Genomic DNA, 17930 nt, shown 5'->3' with positions numbered 1-17930 from the left:
GTCCTGATCCGGCGTGGAACCCGTCTTTCGTTCGAGGCGCAGGGGCGTCCGAGCGGAGGAACATCATGCAACACTTTCGGGGTATTTCAGGCATGGCACTGGCGATCGCGATTGCGACACCTGCTATGGCACAGGCACGACCGGCGGAGACGACCGTCCTTCGCCAGGAGCAGCGCTTCGACATAGCGCCGTCCGATTTGCGCACCGCCATTTCCCGCTTTTCGCAAGCGACCGGCGTGCAAGTGGTGGTCGCACCCGATGCCGTCAGCGGCCGTCGCACGGCTGGCGTCCGCGGCACCTATAGCGCGCGCATCGCGCTCGATCATCTGCTGCGCGGCACCAACCTTGGCGTGACCTTCCAGGGCGGCGTCGCCATTCTGAAACCGATGTCGGCGGCCCCGGTCCATCCGGCATTGGTCAAGGTCGCCGCACAGGACGCTGTCCTTCCGGGCGCAGCCCTGCCGGATCGCTCGGTCGGCGAGGGAACCGACATCATCGTGACCGGCTATCGGCACAGCCTTACCGAAGCGCAGAACCTCAAGCGCCGCGCGGTTGGCAATGAGGACGACATCGTCGCCACCGATATCGCCGCCTTTCCCGACCTGAACCTTGCGGAATCGCTGCAGCGCATTCCCGGCATCACCATCACCCGCGACAGCGGCGAAGGCCGCCAGATCGCGCTGCGCGGGCTTGGGGCGGATTTTACGCGCACGCAGCTAAATGGCATGGAAGTGCTCGGCAACACCGCTTCGGGCATGGACAATCGCGGCGGCGTCACCCGTTCGCGCTCGTTCGATTACAGCCTGTTCGCGTCGGAGTTGTTCAACCGCGTGTCGGTCCAGAAATCCTATTCGGCAGAGCAGGATGAAGGCGGCATTGCCGGCACGGTGCAACTGACCAGCGCCAAGCCTTTCGACACCGGCAATAAGCTGGTCGTTTCCGCCAAGGGCCAGACCAATGACAACACCAGCGGCGTCACGCCGCGCGTGGTTGGCCTCGTCTCGCACCGCTGGGGCGATCTCGCCGCGCTGGTCTCGGTCGCCTATAGCCAGATCAAGAATAACGAGTTCGGCTATCGCAACTGGGGCTGGGGCCTCACCAAATATGGTGCCGCCAATATCGGTCCGAACATCGATGCGGCGACACGCGCCAACCTCCTTTCGGGCGTCTACCAGCCGACCGCGCAGTCGCCATCCTCGTGGTATACCGACCGCAAGCGGCTCGGCATTACCTCGTCCGTGCAATATCACCCGGGCGACGCGTTCAAGCTCGACGTCGATTTTCTCTATGGTCGGCTGTGGGACCATCGCGACGATTATGCGCTGGCGACGGCGGGCAGCAACGCGCTGACCGGCACCTCGATCACCGGAGCCCAGGTGATCCAGAGCGCCGTGATCGACAGCACCAATACGCTGCGCGCGGCAAGCTATACCGGCATCGATCTGCGGTCCGAACATCATGTCGTCCAGAACCGCACCGATTTCTACCAGGGCGTCGCCAATGCCAGCTGGAAGGTGACCGACCGGCTGACGCTGAGCGCGCTTGGCGGCTATGAGGAATCGGATTTCGGCCAGCCCGTGTTCGACAAGGTGTTCATGGAGCTGAAGAACACCCCGTTCAGCTATGACGATCGCCCGACCATTCCGGTCAACACTTACGGCAAGGATATCACCGATCCGAACAATTGGGCGGTACAGCGGCTCGACGTTCAGGAAAACAAGATCACCAACCAATATGCCAATGGGAAGCTCCAAGCGGCCTACACGCTGAATGAAGCGCTCACCTTCAAGGCGGGTGGCGAGTATAAGCACTTCATCAACAGCGGCTATACGTGGGTGAACAAGGTGTTCCACAACGTGCCCGCCGACATCGCCATCCCCAATACTCTAAAACAGACCGTCACGCCGGATACCTTGATTCAATACATCGTCGGCAACGTCGACGGGGTTTACAGCTATATCGGGGACAATCGGAACCTGACCGCCGCCAATCTCCAGGCAGGCAGCGATTACCGCGTCGATGAAAAGACCGGCGCAGGCTTCGCCCAGCTCGATCTCGACACGATCGTGGCCGGGATGCGGCTGCGGGCCAATGCGGGCGTGCGCTATTACTCGACCGATCTGCTGTCGTCGGGGCATCTGGCGACTGGCGCGGGCTTCACGCCGGTTGCGATCCGCACCAACAGCCACGGCTTCCTGCCTGCGGCCAACCTGGCGCTCGATGTTGCCAAAGCGGTGGTCGTTCGGCTGAGCGCCAGCCGGAATGTCAATCGCCCTGCGCTGGGCGATCTGGCGGCGGCCGGGTCGATCACTACGCGCCCCAATGGCGGCAGCCTGAGCCTCGGCAATCCGTTCCTGAAACCGTTCAAGGCGACCTCGGTCGAGGGGTCGGTCGAATATTATATGGGTCGAAGCGGCTTTGCCTCGGTCGGCTTCTTCTACAAGAGCATGGACAGCTTCATCAGTTCGTCCACCAAGCAAATCCCCTATGGCCAGACCGGCTTGCCGCTCTCGCTGCTGGTGCAAGGCGAGGACGCGAACACCTTGTTCGACGTCAGCCAGCCGGTGAACGGCGCTGGTGCCGACATCAAGGGCATTGAGGTTGCAGTCCAGCACGACTTCACCTTTCTACCCGGCGCGCTCAAAAATCTTGGCGCGGTGGTCAACGGAACGTGGTTCGACGGGCATCAGACCGCGTATTACAATGTACCAAAGATCATCCCGCAGTATAATCTTTCGAAATGGGCGGCCAACGCCACGCTGTATTACGAGAACAAGCTGTGGGGCGTCCGCGTTTCCGATGCCTATCGCAGCAGCTATTTGACCGGTGCCGGCAACGCCATCGACAATAGCGGCGATGGTATTCGCGGGACCAACAATGTCGATTTCCAGGCCCATATCAACCTGCGCCGAGGCGTCCGGTTGATCGCCGAGGGCATCAACATCACCAACGAACCGATCGTGCAGTCGCTCGATGCAGTCGCCCAGCGTACCGAAGTCTATACGACCAGCGGCCGCACCTTCACCTTCGGCATCAGCGCCGAATTCTAAGCCCGGTCTCCGCTGCCGCAGCCCGTCTTTGCGTTGCCAAGGACGGGCTGCGGATCTGGCCGGTGGTGTCGCCAAGTCGTGATGATGGTCCTCGTCCACTTTGTGGATGGGCGAGCATTGCGCTGTCCGCGACGAGTTGGCACTCTCCCCGCTTCTTGGGGGGGAATCTGTATGCGCCGACTGATCCTTGCGACTTTGCTCGCCGCGACCGCTTCGATCGCCGGAGCGGCACCGACACCGAAGGAACAATTGCTGGTGCCGCCGCCCGGCGCACGGCACTTTACCCTCAGCTCGATCGCCGGAAAGCATGGCGACATCTGGTCGTGGACGATGCCCGACGGGCGCGTCGCATATCGCATGTCGATGTCGCTGCGCGGCTGGGTGACCGAAACCGACGAGGTGGTCACGCTCGATCCCACCCGACGCCCCACGACGATCGCCATCCGCGGCTTCACCGATTCCGGGGATGCGACGGAGACCTTCTCGGTTGGCAGCAACGGGGTGGCGGACTGGAAGACGGTGATCGATTCCGGCTCCGCTCCCTTCGCCGACAAACATTATAACACCTATGGCGGGCCGCCACTTGCCGGTGAATTCGACATCGATGCGCTAGTCGCGGCGGGGGCCAAGGGCATCGACCTGCTACCGACCGGCCATGCCAGCATCGCGATCGGGCAGCCGACACAGGTCGAAGGCCCGCACGGCCTCAAGACGATCAAGCTCGCCTTTCTGACGGGATATGGCTTCGCGCCATCGCCGGTATGGCTCGACAGCGACAATCGTCTGTTCGGCAACGCCGGTGTCATTTCGATGTTGCCCGAAGGCTATGAGAAGAATGGCCCCAAGCTGAAGGACCTTCAGGACAAGGCGACCGCCGCGATGGTGCGCGAGGTGGCGCATCGTTTCCTGAGCAAGGCCAACCACACCGCGACGCTGATCGACCATGTGCTGCTGTTCGATTCAGTCGCGGGGCGCTACGTTCCGGATCGCGCGGTGCTGATCGCGGATGGCAAGGTCGCGGCGATCGGCGCTGGGGGTTCGATCACCGCGCCTGCGGGCGCGACCGTGATCGACGGGCACGGCAAGACGCTGACCCCCGGTCTGTGGGATTCGCACCAGCATGTCGGCGATGACTGGAACCTGCTGCAGAACGTCGCCACCGGCATGACCAATTACCGCAGCCCCGGATCGCTGATCGACGAGGCGCTGAGCATCTACAAGCGCCGGGCAGCGGGCGATTTGCTCGCCCCTGACGGCAAGGTGTCGGTGATCATCGATCGCAAGGACCCGCTCGCCGCGCAGGGGGCGCTGACGGTTTCCTCGGCCGCTGAGGCCGTCGCCGCCGTCGACAAGATCAAGGCCGCCGGGCTGTGGGGTGCCAAATTCTACACCTCGATGAATCCCGCCTGGATCGCGCCCGCAGCGGCGGAGGCGCATCGCCTGGGGCTGCACGTCCACGGCCACGTGCCCGCTGGGATGCGTCCGCTCGACGCGGTGCGTGCGGGTTATGATGAAGTGACCCACATCAACTTCATCCTGATGCAGGCGATGCCGCAAGACGTGGTCGACAAGGCCAATACGGCTGCACGCCTCGAGGGGCCCGCCAAATATGGCAAGGACGTCGATCTCAATTCCCCGGCAATGACGTCCTTTTATGCCGAGCTTGCCAAACGCCACACCATCATCGACCCGACGCTGACCGTCTGGGAACCGTTGATGACGTCGGACGGCAGCGCGATCTCGCCCGAATATGCGCCGTTTTCCGATGTCGCGCCGCCCGCCGTGGTCCGTGGCTGGAAGATCGGCGGCTATCCCTTGTTCGGGGGCCTGACGCGCGACGATTTCCGCAAGAGCTTCGCCAAGATGGTCGATCTGGTCGGCAAACTCCATCAGGCTGGTGTGCCGATCGTTGCGGGGACCGATGGCTATGGGCTGGAGCTGGTGCGCGAACTGGAACTGTATCAGCAAGCGGGCCTGAGCAATGCCGAAGCGCTGCAGACCGCGACCATCATCCCCGCGCGGATGACCGGCATGGACGACCGGGCGGGATCGATCGCGGTGGGCAAGACCGCCGACATCGTACTGGTCGATGGCGATGTGTCGGCGGCGCTCGGCAACCTGCGCCATGTCCACACCGTCTTTCTGGATGGGTATCGGCTCGACGGCGCGGCACTGCGCCAGGCGAGTGGCCTGAACGGGATGCCCAAGTGACGCACGCGAGGGCGGTGAACGCGGCATCGGCGCGCGCCCACCGACCCTTGCCGCTATGATCTCTGCGTTGCTTTTGCTCGCCGCAAGTGTCTATCAACCGGTCGCTGCGGCGCGCGTGACCTTTGATCGACGCGGGGAGCAGACGGTCCACGTTTCGGGTCTGGCCGATGTCGCCGCCGCCAGAACACTGCGCGCGGACGATCCGGTCCGAATTGCGTCGATTTCCAAACTGGTCACGGCCATTGCCGTCCTGCGCCTGGTCGAACAGCACCGGCTCGATCTCGATACCGATGTGTCGACATGGCTCGGCTATAAGCTGCGCAATCCGGCCTTTGCCGACCGGCCGATCACCTTGCGCCTGTTGCTGTCGCACCGCTCGAGCCTGACCGACGGCATCGACTATGTCCTACCGCTCGACGCCGATCTGCGCAGCGTGCTGGCCGACCCGAAGGTGTGGGATACCGAACACGCGCCAGGCGCGTATTTCCGCTATACCAATCTGAACTTCCCCGTAATCGCCGCCGTGATGGAACGGGCCACTGGCGAGCGGTTCGACCAGGTGATGCGGCGGCTCGTCTTCACGCCGATGAAGCTCGATGCCTGCTACAATCTCGTTACGTGTTCGGACGATGCTGTCCGCCAGGTGGTGGTGCAATATCGTTCGGGGTCGGTAACGCGCGACGACTATCACGGCGCGCGCCCGGCTTGCCCCGTAGCTCCCACCCGCGACGGCAGTTGTGATCTGTCCCTTTGGCGTGCGGGCAAGAACGGCGCGACCTTTGCGCCGCAAAGCGGGCTTTATATCTCTGCACGCGGTCTTGCCCGGATCGGGCGGATGCTGCTCGACAACGGGCGGATCGACGGCGTGCGCATCCTTTCTCGGCGCTCGGTCGATCTGCTGGAGACCCCGCAATGGACGTGGAACGGCGATAGCGGTGTGGGGAGCAATGGCGACACCTGGCACGGGCAGATGTGCCGCTATGGCCTGGCGGTCGCGTTCCTGGCGACGCCGGTCACGGGCTGCCGCGACGATCCGTTTGGCGACGGGAAGCCGCGTTGGGGGCATTTGGGGGACGCTTATGGGCTCAAGTCGGGGTTGTGGATCGATCCACAGCACGGCAACGGCGTCGCGTATTTCGCGACCGACGCGCCCGCCGATCCCGGCACGCGCTCGGCCTATAGCCGCACCGAAGAAACGCTCGCACAGGGTGTGGCACCATGAACCTGCGTCACATCGAGATTTTTCACGCCGTCTATGTCAATGGCTCGGTCAGTGCGGCGGCGCGGGCGCTCAATATCTCGCAGCCGTCGGTCTCCAAGACGCTGCGCCATGCCGAATCGCTGCTCGGTTTTCCGCTGTTCGAGCGCGGCACCGGGCGTCTCGTGCCGACCGAGGACGCGCATACGCTGTTCGCCGAGGTCAGCGAAATTCAGGACCGGGTTTATGCGCTGCGCGAGGCGAGCCGGAACCTGAAGCGCGGGACCGGCGGGATGCTGCGGGTGTCGGCGCTGCCGTCCCTCGCGCTCGACGCATTGCCCGTGGCGGTGGCGAGCTTTTTGCGCAGCCATCCGACGGTCCAATTCGACCTGCAGACAGTTCATCACGACGATTTGCTGCGCAAACTCTACGAACGCGAAACCGACATCGCGATCGCATATGCGGTGCCGCCAGCCGCCCCGATCGGCCATCGCTGGCTGGGCGAGGGCGAGCTCGTCGTCCTCTACCGCGAACAGGACATGCCAGACGCGCCGCCACGGCTCGAACTGGAATGCCTGCGCGACAAGCGCTTCATCAGCCTGGCGGCGAGCGGCCCGATCGGACAGTTGTTTACCCAGGAGTTGCAGCGGCTCGACCTCGAACTCGACGAAGTGGTGTCGGCGCGGACCTTCTATATCGCCACCGCGCTGGTGCGGCAGGGCGTGGGGATGACGGTGGTCGATAGCTTCACCGCACAGGCTTCGCTCAGCCCCGGTCTGTCGGTGCGGCCGCTAAAGCCGCAACTGGCGTTCGATGTCCATGCGATGTTCCTGCTCAACCGCCCGCCGACCGCGCTCGCCACCGATTTTCTCAAGACGTTGGCGCGGGTTATCGACGCCGCCTGAAGCGGACGACATAACGACAGGCTATGCCGGGTGATCCACTCGCTATGCTGTGGCGGTCGCCGCTGCCGATACGGTGGCCCGCATGATACCCGGACCCTATCTGCTCTATCTCGGCCATAGCGCCGACCCTATCGGCATCAAGACGTCGCGCGGCCTCGCCACCTTCCGCCCGGACGACTGCGTCGGAGAGTTTCGTTACGACGATTGCCCGCTGACACTCGGGCTCAAGCGCCTGACGATTGCCGAGGGCGCAAGCGCTGGCGCGCGCACGCTGGTGCTGGGCATCGCCAATTCGGGCGGGACGATGGGGGCGGATCTGATCGCGGATGCCGTCGCCGCGCTGGAAGCGGGAATGAACGTCGCGGCCGGACTCCACCAGCGTTTGCGCGATGTGCCACGGCTTGTCGCGCTGGCCCGCGAGCGCGGGCTGAGCTTGTTCGACGTGCGCGATCCGCCCGCGGATCTGATGGTTGGGACGGGGTATCCGCGCGCCGGTCGCCGGTTGCTGACGGTCGGCACCGATTGTTCGGTCGGCAAGATGTACGCGACGCTCGCCTTGACCACGGCGCTGCGCGCGCGCGGCATCGCCGCCGATTTCCGGGCGACAGGCCAGACCGGAATCCTGATCGCAGGCGGCGGCATACCGGTCGATGCCGTGGTCGCCGATTTCATCTCGGGGGCAATCGAGCAGCTCGCCCCGGCACGCGCTGACGACGGTTGGGACGTGATCGAAGGGCAAGGGTCGCTCTTCCATCCCTCCTTCGCGGGTGTCTCGACCGGCCTGCTGCACGGCGCGCAGGCCGAGGCGATCGTGCTGTGCCACGAACCGGGGCGTGCGCACATGCGCGGTCTGCCGGGACGCACCCTGCCCGAGCTGATGGAATGCCTGGCGATGAATCTGCAGGTGGCACGCCTGACCAGCCCGAGCGTGCGGGCGGTCGGCGTGTGCCTCAACACCTCTGCACTCGACCCAGCGGCGGCGCGCGCGCTGTGTGCGCGGACCGAGGATGTGCTCGGCCTGCCCTGTACCGACCCGATCGCCTTTGGCGTCGAGTCCATCATCGATGCGCTCTATGCTCCGCACGCTTGAGGCACGGCACGACCGCTTTGCGTTGCACACGCCGTTTCGCATCGCGCGCGGGGCGAAAACGGCGGCGAATGTCGTCACCGTAACCATCGCGCAAGACGGGCATGTCGGTCGCGGCGAGGGCGTCCCCTACCCGCGTTATGGCGAAAGCGTTGCGAGTGCGCTCGACGAGATCGCGCACGTACGCGATGCGATCGAAGGCGGCGCGGACCGCGAGGACCTGCTCGGCCTGCTGCAGCCGGGCGCGGGGCGCAACGCGATCGACTGCGCCTTGTGGGATTTGGAGGCAAAGCGCTCGGGCCGCGCGGTCGCGACGATGATCGACGGCCCCGACCTCACCTCCATGGCAAGCGCGTTGACGGTGGTCATCGACACACCAGCGGAAATGGCCCGGGCGGCCGCCCTGATCGCCACCGCGCCGCTGATCAAGGTCAAGGTCGACCACGCAGACCCCGCCGCGCAGCTTCGCGCGGTGCGCGCCGTGGCCCATAACGCCACGATGATCGTCGATCCCAATGAGAGCTGGGACCGCACCCTGCTCGAAGCGATGCAGCCGCTGCTGGTCGAGCTCCGCGTCGCGCTACTCGAACAACCGGTGCCGGCCAGCGTGGATGCGTGGCTCGCCGATTTTTCCCCGGCAGTGCCCATTTGCGCCGATGAATCAATCCATACCGCCGACGATCTCGATCGCGTGGCCGCGCGCTATCAATGCGTCAACGTGAAGCTCGACAAAGCGGGCGGGCTGACCGCCGCCCTCGCCCTCGCCCACGGAGCGCGCGCGCGCGGGCTTGGGGTGATGACCGGTTGCATGGTCAGTTCCTCGCTGTCGATCGCGCCCGCTTTGCACGTGGCGATGCTGTCCGATTTTGTCGATCTTGACGGGCCGTTATGGCTGGCGGAGGATCGTGTCGGTGGGGTGACGGATGTAGGCGGCATATTGTCGCCACCGCCCCCCGGCTTCTGGGGTACGCCATGAACATCGGCCGGATTGGGCTATTGGTGGGTGTCGCGCTCGCCTCAATCAGCGCTTCGGCCCCGCCTTCTGCAGACCTGATCCTGCGCGGCGGCACCATCTATACCGGTTCCGACGCGCCGTTCGTCGGCGATGTGGCGATCAAGGGCGACCACATCGTCGAGGTCTCCCCGCATGTGGCGCGCGCCGCCACGCGCGTGATCGACGCGCATGGCATGATCGTCGCGCCCGGCTTCATCGATCCGCATACGCATATGGGGGACGATCTGACGTCGGACGATCCCGCCAAGCGGCTGATCCCGATGTTCCTGATGCAGGGCGTGACGACCGCGTTTATCGGCAATGACGGCGGCGGCGAGATTGACGTTGGCCGCGTGCTGGACAGCGCGCGGACGCGCCCGGTCGGGATCAATTATGCCACCTATACGGGCTTCGGCACGATCCGCCAGCGTGTGATCGGCGAGGCCAAGCGCGCGCCGACGCCGCAGGAACTGGCCCAGATGCAGGCGCTGGTCGCAAGCGCGGTGTGCCAGGGCGCGATCGGCCTTTCGACCGGGCTGTTCTATGCCCCGCAAAGCTTTTCCAAAACCGAAGAAGTGGTCGCGCTTGCCGCCGAAGCGGGCAAGCGGGGCGGCTTTTACGACAGCCATATCCGCGACGAGTCCAGCTACACCGTTGGGCTGCTCGCCGCGATCGATGAAGAGATTGAGATAGCGCGCGCCGCACATATTCCGGCGCACGTCTCGCACATCAAGGCGCTTGGCGTCGATGTGCAGGGCCAGGCCCCGGCGGTGATCGCGCGGATCAACGCGGCGCGCGCGGCGGGGCTCAACATCACGGCGAGCCAATATCCGTGGTCGGCCAGCGGCTCGAGCATGGTTGCCTCGCTGGTTCCATTATGGGCGCAGGATGGCGGCCGCAAAGCGATGCTGGCGCGCTTTGACGACCCCACGCAGGCCACGCGGTTGCGCACCGACATGGCCGAAAACATGCGCAAACGCGGCGGGCCGACCAAGTTGCTGATCAGCGAAGGTGCCGAACGCAATCGGACCCTGGCGGAAGTCGCGGTGGCGAACAAGACCGACCCGATCTCCGCCGCAATTGCCGTTATCCGCGTCGGCGATCCCGGCGTCATCTCGTTCAACCAAAGCGAGGCCGACATCGCCGCCTTCATGCGGCAACCCTGGGTGATGACCGATTCCGACGCCTCGCCCGGCCACCCGCGCGTCTATGGCAGCTTCGCGCGCAAATACGCCAAATACGTCGTGGCCGATCACGTCCTGACCTTGCGCGAAATGATCGAGCGCAGCTCGTCGCTGACCGCCGACACCTTCGGCCTGACCGGGCGCGGGCACCTCAAAGCCGGTGCGTTCGCCGACGTGGTGGTGTTGGATCCCCGCCGCTATGCGCCGCGCGCAACCTATCAGCAGCCGACCGAGCTGGCGGTCGGGGTGCAGACGGTGTTGGTCAACGGCGTCCTCGCGGTCGATGGCGGCAAGCTGACGGGCCGTGCCGCAGGGCGCGCGCTGCCGCATCGTCCGCCCGCCGGAACCTGTCCTTAAGCGTCAGTTGGTTTCGCTATAATGCTGCGGATTGCGGGCTCCGGGTGCTGGCAGCGGCGCAGCCCGGTCATCGCTCGCGCGCTCCCGATAAAAACGGATATTGTCGAGTTGCAGCCACGCTTTGCCGCCGGGCTTGCCCTCAAGCCGCACGATCAGCGCGCGCAATTTCGCCAGATCGAGCTGAGCCTTCGCGTCACGGCTGGCAAAGGCACTGAACGGGATGTGGAAGGTGCGGCGGACCTCCCCTGCTTCGAAGCCGGAGCGGAACCAGTCATCATCGTTGATCGCATAGCTGTCGAACAACAAGTCGTAGCGGCCATTACCGCGCGCATCGAAGGCGACGCCGGTGAAACCCCGCGCATCGGCGAGTTGCACCGCACCTTGGGTGAGCGGTAGCACCAGTTGCGCGAACGGGCGCGGCTTGGCCCCCATGTGCGCGATCAGGAAGACGGGCCGATCGGGAGACTTCGGATCGTCGCTCCCCGGCCGGACGAAATCGAGATGACTATGGTCGACGCCGGAATCGGTGCTCTCGACCGGCAAGGTGTCGAGATCGGTGCGTCCGTCGGCGCGCGCGCCGGTATCGATTGGGCCCGGCATGACGTGCAGCGGGAGCGGCGTTGGCGCGGCCCCGTTCACCAGCGCGCGGAGCGGGGCGAGCGCGACCTCGCGACCCGACACGAACACACGCGCCACCTTCCATAAATCGGTGATGCGCTCATCGGGTCGCCCGGCGATCAGCACCAGATCGGCGCGCTGGCCCGGCGCGATCCGCCCGTTATCCGCCGATTGCCCCAAAATATCGGCACTCGTTGCGGTCGCGGCGACCAGCGCCTCGGCGGGCGTGAACCCAAGTTTGGTCAGCCACCAGATTTCGCGCAGCGTACCGGGGCCGTGATACACCCCCTCAATCCCCGCATCGGTGCCGACGCCGATGCGGACGCCTGCCGCCTTCAAACGCCGGACATTGTCCTGCATGATCGCCCACCGTTTCGCATCATACGCCGCGACCGGCTTGGACGATTGCGCCGCATGGCTTGCTTCGAACGCCGCCTCGGGCGGCGTCAGCGCGCGTTGCTCGTCGGGTTCGAAACGGCGGGTCTGCTGCGGCTCATACACCACCAATGTCGGGATATAGGCGGTGTGGTGCGCCTTCATCAGCGCGATCAAATCATCGTCGATCACCGCATCCCCGGCCCCATGCCCCACGGCATCGACCCCGGCCATAGCGGCCACGCGGTCGCCCTGCACCGTTACCGTGTGCGTGATGACCGGCAGACCGGCCTTGTGCGCATCGGCCACGATCGCGGAAAGCGTCGGCACGTTCATGCTGTTGAGATCGCTGTCGCGCCCATAGCGCCAGCCATCGGCAAACACCTTGATGAGGCTGGGCTGGTACGGCAGCGCGGTCGCCATCGCGACATGCGCCGCGGCGGGGGTTGCGGCCTGCAACGTGAAGAAGGCCCCCCAACCATATTCGGTGCCATGCCCGCCCGGCACGCCAACGCGCACCGCCAGTTCGAGGTGCGGGGCCACCACTGCCCCGGAAGCGACCATCTGGCGGATCGGCGCAATCATTTCGCCCGATACCGAATAGTCGTTCACCGACGTCACGCCTGCCAGCAGATAGCCGGCATAGGCCTTGCCCAGATCATCGGGCGCATCGTAACCCGGCGAGCGCAAATGCGTGTGCAGATCGTGCAGGCCGGGGATCAGCGTAAGCCCCCGCGCATTCACGCTGCGCGCGCCGCGTGGTTTGCGCAGATGCCGCCCGACCGCGACGATACGGTCTCCCCGCACCAGCACATCGCCGACGGTAGCGGGCGCGCCGCTGCCATCGAACACACGTGCGCCGCGGATGAGGATCGTATCGTCTGGGCTCGCCGCCGCGCACACTGCCGACAGCGACGACATCGCCAGAAACGCGGCAACCCACCTCATCGCGTGACCTTGTGCATCAGCGTGCGATCCAGAAAATCATCCGTCGCCCGATAGCTCGCCAGCCAATCGGCATAGCGGAAAAAATCGTGGCGCTCATCGGGAAAGACCAGTTGTTCGAACGGCACCTGCCGCGCGGTGAGTTCGCGCGCGAGCAGCAAGGATTGGTAGAAGTCCACGCTCTTATCGTCATCGCCGTGAATCAGCAGCACGGGCGATCGCCATGTCGCGATCGCCCCTAGAGGGGACGATTGCCATTGCAACTGATGCGCCGCCGCCTCAGCATCCGGCGACAACGTCTTTTCGACCGGTCGGACCATTGCGTGGACGCCGTGAAAATCAACCCCGGCGGCGAACAGGTCGCTGTTGCGCGCGAGCGCCAAGGCGGTCAGATAACCGCCCCAGCTCCCACCCCAAATCCCGATCCGCGCCGGATCAACATCGGCCCGTGCCGCCAGCCATTTGCCTGCGGCCAGCACATCGCGATATTCCGAGGCACCACCCCGCGCCTGGCCGGGTGCTTCGCGAAAATCGTGACCGTAACCGGTGCCGCTGCGATAGTTGATCGACAGCACGTCATAGCCCTCGGCCGCGAAATGCTGGTTCAGGATGTAGGCGTTTGAGTAATAATAGGATGTGTTGAAGCCGGGCAGCATCTGCCGACGCGGGCCGCCATGCACATAGACCAATGCGGGATGCTTGTCGGCCCCATGCGCGCGGAACAATTGGGCATGGACTAGCACGCCGTCTTCCGCCGCGAAGGTGACCGTTTCCGGCGCTGCAAACCCGGCAACCGAGGGCGCGTCATGTAGCGGGGCGAGAGCGTCGCCGACCAGAGCGGGGTGCGCGAGTTGCGTCGCACTGGTCGCCAGGACCGCCAGCGTCGTTCCGGCGAAGGTCGGGATCGTTTCACTGCCCGCGCCGTGCGTCAGCCGCATCGCCGCGCCGCCGGTGAGCGGCACCGTCCAGATGTGACGCCGTTCGAGATCCCCGGCATTGGCGGCATAGACCAGCCCCGTGCCATCGGATGACAGCAGGAAGCTCTCCAGCTCAAACGCGCCCGGCGTGAGATCGCGCGCGGTGCCTCGCGCAGGATCAAGCGCATACGCGTGCAGCCAACCGCTGCGCTCCCACGGGAAGACGATTGTGCCGTCCTTCGCCCAGAACAGATTGCGCGCGCGCGTTCCGGCATAGGCTCCGCCCGCGCCCGCCGGGGCCGCCCACAAGGTGCGCGCAGCGCCAGTCGCAAGCTCGACGCTGCGGATCGACCAATAGCGGCCAGCATCGCTTGTGGCGGTGGCGGGCGGATCGACGAAGCGGATATAGGCGATACTCTTGCCATCGGGCGCAAAGCACGGCTCGACCGCAAAGCCCAGGCCAGGATCGAGATAGCGCAGCCGCGCCTCCCCCCGCGCCGCCACATCGAGCAAGGCAATGAAACTATGGTCCCCGCGTTCATCGACAAACAGAAGCTCGCGGCCATCCGGGGACCATTCGAGCCGGGAAGCATCCCCCGCAACCGTGGCGATCCGCTGCCCGCCTGTCGCCCGGCTCCACAGCCAGATTTCGCCCTTGCGGGTATAGGCTAGCCGCTCGCCATCGGGCGCGAAGACGGGGGCGTGGCCCTCACCCACCCGTTCCGCCGCGCCGCCAGTGGTCGTGGTGACGAAAAGCTGTTGCTTGGGCGGCGTCGCGCTGGCGGCGGTATTGGGGATGCTGCCATCGGGAAATTCCGGATCGCCGCCGCGCACGAAAGCGAGCCTCGTGCCATCCCGCGTCAGCGCGAGATCGGACAGTTGCTGCCCGTCATCCTCAGTAAACGCGGTGATCGCGCGCGCAGGCCCACCCCGCGCCGCGACCCAGATGTTACGCACGCCGCCCGCATTTTCGACCCAGGCAAAGCGCGGCGTATCGGCCGCCCCCACCAACCCGCTCGAAATCGGCAAAGCCAAGGTCGCGGCCAGATCATCGGCCATTGCCGGTTGAGCCAATAGCAGGGCGCAAAGCCCCAACCCCAATGCGATGCGCCGTGTCATGACGACATTGTGAAGCCGCACGGCGGTGGCGACAACCGCCGATCGGTACCATCATGCGCAACGGTTATACCGGGGGCAACGCTCTGTATGTGCCGCACTGCATTGTTTGTCGCGCAATTGGTCCTAGGCTGCGGGAATGCACCGCGCCCTTGTCCCGCCCTTCGTCCTGCTGCTTGTCGCCGCCCTGCCGACCGCGCTCCACGCCCAATCCGCGCTGCAGAGCCGGGTCGAAGACGTGTTGCGCAGCGCCAGCCCCGGCACGCGCTTTGGCCTGGTCGTGGTGGATGAGACCGGCACCGAAGTCGTCGCGATCAACCCCGATCAGCGCTTCATCCCGGCCTCCAATACCAAGATGTTCACCACTGCCGCCGCCTTCTGGTCGCTGGGTGCGCTCGACCAGCCGGATGAAGCGGGCGGTGCGGCGGTGCGGATCGACCAGGCCGGCAAGCAGCGCGACGTGATCTTGGAAGGGCATGGCGATGCTCGCCTGTCGAGCGCCCCGGCCTGCACGGTCGATTGCCTTGCGACGCTGGCCGATGCCGTCGCCGCCAAAACGCGCTTGGTGCGCGACGTGATCGGCGATGACAGCCTCTATCCCGACGAGCGCTGGAGCCCCGGGATGAGCTGGAACAACATCCCGACCAGATCGGGCACTGCCACCTCAGCACTGACCCTCGACGACAACGAACTGCCCGTCACCGTCGCGCCGACCACGCCCGGCCGCCCGCCGACGGTGACGCTGCCGCCTTATTACACGCTCGAAAATGGCGCGCTGACGACGGCGACGGGTGCGACCACGATCACCTTCGATCGCGCGCCGAACGGCACGGTGGTGCGGCTTGGCGGCACGATTGCGGTTGGGAGCAAGCACGAGCCATTGCGCCTCGGCATCGATGATCCGGCGCATTATGCTGCGTGGATGCTGCGCAATATGCTGGTTGCGCGCGGCGTTCGCGTGACGGGCGGCGTCAGTGTGCGCCATCGCCCGCTCACGCCCGCCGATGATCCGGCAATCCGGCGTGGTGCCCCCGCAGCACGGCCCCCCGCCACCACCGCGCTCGCCCGGCTGACGCCGCCGCCGCTAAGCGAGGATCTGACACACATCAACAAGGTCAGCCAGAACCTCCACGCCGAACTGATGCTGCGTCGCGTCGCCCTGAAGAGCGGCAGCGGATCGATCGCCGATGGCCAGGTCGCCGTGCGTGCGATGCTCGCCGAGGCGGGCGTGCCGCGCGTGGCGTTCGACTTTGCGGATGGCTCGGGCATGTCGAGCTACAACCGGGTGACGCCGCGCGGCGCGGTCACCTTCCTGCGCTGGGTGAGCGCGCAACCCTGGGGCACCGCGTGGCGCGCGACGCTGCCGGTGGGGGGCGAAGGCACGCTCACGCGACGCTTTGCCGGCACCGCGCTCGACCACAGATTGTTCGCCAAAACCGGCACGCTCAACGCCACCAATGCGCTGTCCGGCTATATGATCGCCAAGAGCGGACACACGCTGACGATGGCGTTCTACGCCAACGATGTTCCCGAAGGCGCGAGCGCGACCAGGGCGATGGACGCCGCCTTGCTCCTGATCGCATCGCAAAACTGAGAGACGGGTAATGACCGATTATGTCGCCGACTTTCGTGCCCATGGCTACGCCATCGTGCGCGGATTCTTTTCGCCCGCCGAGGTCGCCGCGATCGGCGCGGCGATGGACCAGGTCTATGCCGAAGGCGTGGCGTATGGCCGGAGCTTCCGCCACGGCAATTTGTTCTACACCGTCCGCCCCGGCCCCGACGGCGCGCCGCATGTGCCGATGGTGCAGTGGCCGTCCTACCACGCCGCACTGCTCAACCAGACGCGGCTCGATCCGCGCTGGGCGACGCTGCTGGAGCCGCTGATCGGGCGCGACATCAAGCAAATCATCAACCAACTGCATTGGAAACTGCCCGATCGCAGCGGCGATTTCGCCTGGCATCAGGACGCGAAATCGCGCCGCCCGGCGGAGGCGTATCGCAATCTCGGCAGCTCTTATGTCCAGACCGGCCTGGCGATCGATCCGCACAATCCGGGCAGCGGCGGGATGCGCTTCATCCCCGGCAGCCACACGCGCGGAGCCCTGCCGCTCGACCCCGCCGCCTCGCTCGGCCGCTCGCCCGAAGACAGCGCGCTCGACGCGGCGGGCCTGTCACCCGAGGATCAAGTCGACCTGGTCCTGGAACCCGGCGACATCGCCTTGTGGAGCCCGTATCTGGTCCATGCCTCGGGCACCAACACCGCCCCCCATCTGCGCCGTTTCTACATCAACGGCTATGTCCGCGCCGAAGACTGCGACCGCGGCGAATGGACCTTCCGCGACGGCCAGCCGGTCGCTTTGGGCGCGGAACAGGCGTTGGTGCATTACGAGCAATTGCGCGAACGGCCGGAGCCGCATTTCGTTTAGTGGGCAACGCTGGGGCGGAGCAACCGGGATTGGTGGGAGGGAGACATCCCTGCTTCGCAAGGGACACGTTACACACCCAGACGGTGCCGCATCCGCTGCCACCTCGAACCGTACCCCGGAGACGCTGCCGCCAAGAGTCGCTTCGCTTGCTTTTCGGTGACACCAAGCAGAAACGCGATCTCCTCCACTGAGATGTCGGACCGTTCCTTTCGCAGTTCTTCCACGGTCCACATAAGCGACGGAGAGAGCCGCTCTAAGAAAATGCAGGGTCGAATGTGCAAGGCATGCCCTGTCTTGAGCACGCGCGCGTAGCTGAGAAGCTCGACCGGCCACTCGCCATTCGCGGAGATGCGGTTAGCCTCATCGACGGTCAACCGCCGTAGGAAGTACTCATCGAAGATGCGTTCTTCCTGAGCAATCATCCAATGTTGACCGCAGGCGCGGCACTGCGAAAGGTATAACCACCAAGCGTCTCCGCCATGATCGACGACATTCTCGATGGTGGCAAGCACTCGCTCGTCGAGATCATCGCCGCCCATTGGCA

General features: G+C 65.4%; 12 protein-coding genes. 9 read left to right on the top strand and 3 right to left on the bottom strand.

What is annotated here, in order from left to right; genetic code table 11:
• The first annotated feature begins 92 nt into the window (after nucleotides 1-92).
• The 7 genes from H4W01_RS07630 (at nucleotide 93) to H4W01_RS07600 (ending at nucleotide 10986) form a co-directional block, all read left to right on the top strand.
• Entirely contained in the window at nucleotides 93-3050 is a 2958-nt protein-coding gene (locus H4W01_RS07630; protein WP_334685196.1) for a TonB-dependent receptor, read from the top strand.
• A gap of 171 nt (nucleotides 3051-3221) precedes the next feature.
• Nucleotides 3222-5261: an amidohydrolase family protein gene (locus H4W01_RS07625; RefSeq protein ID WP_209610542.1), complete on the top strand. Its 2040-nt coding sequence runs from the start codon at nucleotides 3222-3224 to the stop codon at nucleotides 5259-5261.
• A gap of 55 nt (nucleotides 5262-5316) precedes the next feature.
• Nucleotides 5317-6483 carry a serine hydrolase domain-containing protein gene (locus tag H4W01_RS07620; RefSeq protein ID WP_209610541.1) on the top strand — a complete coding sequence of 389 codons (1167 nt, stop codon included), beginning with the start codon at nucleotides 5317-5319 and terminating at the stop codon, nucleotides 6481-6483.
• On the top strand, nucleotides 6480-7364 hold the full coding sequence (locus H4W01_RS07615; protein WP_010402354.1) for a LysR family transcriptional regulator: 885 nt from the start codon (nucleotides 6480-6482) through the stop codon (nucleotides 7362-7364). The genes H4W01_RS07620 and H4W01_RS07615 overlap by 4 nt, the downstream gene beginning before the upstream one ends.
• An 82-nt stretch (nucleotides 7365-7446) precedes the next feature.
• Nucleotides 7447-8454, top strand: a complete 1008-nt coding sequence (gene dgcN / locus H4W01_RS07610) for an N-acetyltransferase DgcN (RefSeq protein WP_209610540.1) — start codon at nucleotides 7447-7449, stop codon at nucleotides 8452-8454.
• Nucleotides 8438-9427 (top strand): N-acetyl-D-Glu racemase DgcA, encoded by a 990-nt coding sequence (gene dgcA / locus H4W01_RS07605; protein WP_209610539.1) that lies wholly within the window; start codon nucleotides 8438-8440, stop codon nucleotides 9425-9427. The genes dgcN and dgcA overlap by 17 nt, the downstream gene beginning before the upstream one ends.
• Nucleotides 9424-10986 (top strand): N-acyl-D-amino-acid deacylase family protein, encoded by a 1563-nt coding sequence (locus H4W01_RS07600; RefSeq protein ID WP_209610538.1) that lies wholly within the window; start codon nucleotides 9424-9426, stop codon nucleotides 10984-10986. The genes dgcA and H4W01_RS07600 overlap by 4 nt, the downstream gene beginning before the upstream one ends.
• 3 nt (nucleotides 10987-10989) lie before the next feature.
• On the opposite strand, the gene H4W01_RS07595 is transcribed toward H4W01_RS07600, so the two are convergent.
• Nucleotides 10990-12927 carry an amidohydrolase family protein gene (locus H4W01_RS07595; protein ID WP_209610537.1) on the bottom strand — a complete coding sequence of 646 codons (1938 nt, stop codon included), beginning with the start codon at nucleotides 12925-12927 and terminating at the stop codon, nucleotides 10990-10992.
• Nucleotides 12924-14900, bottom strand: coding sequence for a S9 family peptidase (locus H4W01_RS07590; RefSeq protein WP_209610536.1), 1977 nt, complete (start codon nucleotides 14898-14900; stop codon nucleotides 12924-12926). The genes H4W01_RS07595 and H4W01_RS07590 overlap by 4 nt, the downstream gene beginning before the upstream one ends.
• Before the next feature lie 196 nt (nucleotides 14901-15096).
• Between H4W01_RS07590 and dacB the strand changes: the two genes are divergently transcribed.
• Both dacB and H4W01_RS07580 read left to right on the top strand, forming a co-directional pair.
• Nucleotides 15097-16551, top strand: a complete 1455-nt coding sequence (gene dacB, locus H4W01_RS07585; RefSeq protein ID WP_209610535.1) for a D-alanyl-D-alanine carboxypeptidase/D-alanyl-D-alanine endopeptidase — start codon at nucleotides 15097-15099, stop codon at nucleotides 16549-16551.
• 10 nt (nucleotides 16552-16561) lie between these two features.
• Nucleotides 16562-17386 (top strand): phytanoyl-CoA dioxygenase family protein, encoded by an 825-nt coding sequence (locus H4W01_RS07580; RefSeq protein ID WP_209610534.1) that lies wholly within the window; start codon nucleotides 16562-16564, stop codon nucleotides 17384-17386.
• 68 nt (nucleotides 17387-17454) lie between these two features.
• Here the strand turns inward: H4W01_RS07580 and H4W01_RS07575 are convergent, their stop codons facing one another.
• Complete coding sequence (locus H4W01_RS07575) at nucleotides 17455-17925, bottom strand: hypothetical protein (protein ID WP_209610533.1); 471 nt, start codon at nucleotides 17923-17925, stop codon at nucleotides 17455-17457.
• Nucleotides 17926-17930: the final 5 nt, after the last annotated feature.

The sequence above is a fragment of the Sphingomonas sp. PL20 genome, from assembly GCF_017875905.1.
Taxonomy (GTDB): domain Bacteria; phylum Pseudomonadota; class Alphaproteobacteria; order Sphingomonadales; family Sphingomonadaceae; genus Sphingomonas; species Sphingomonas echinoides.
This window is presented reverse-complemented; position numbering and strand designations above follow the sequence as displayed.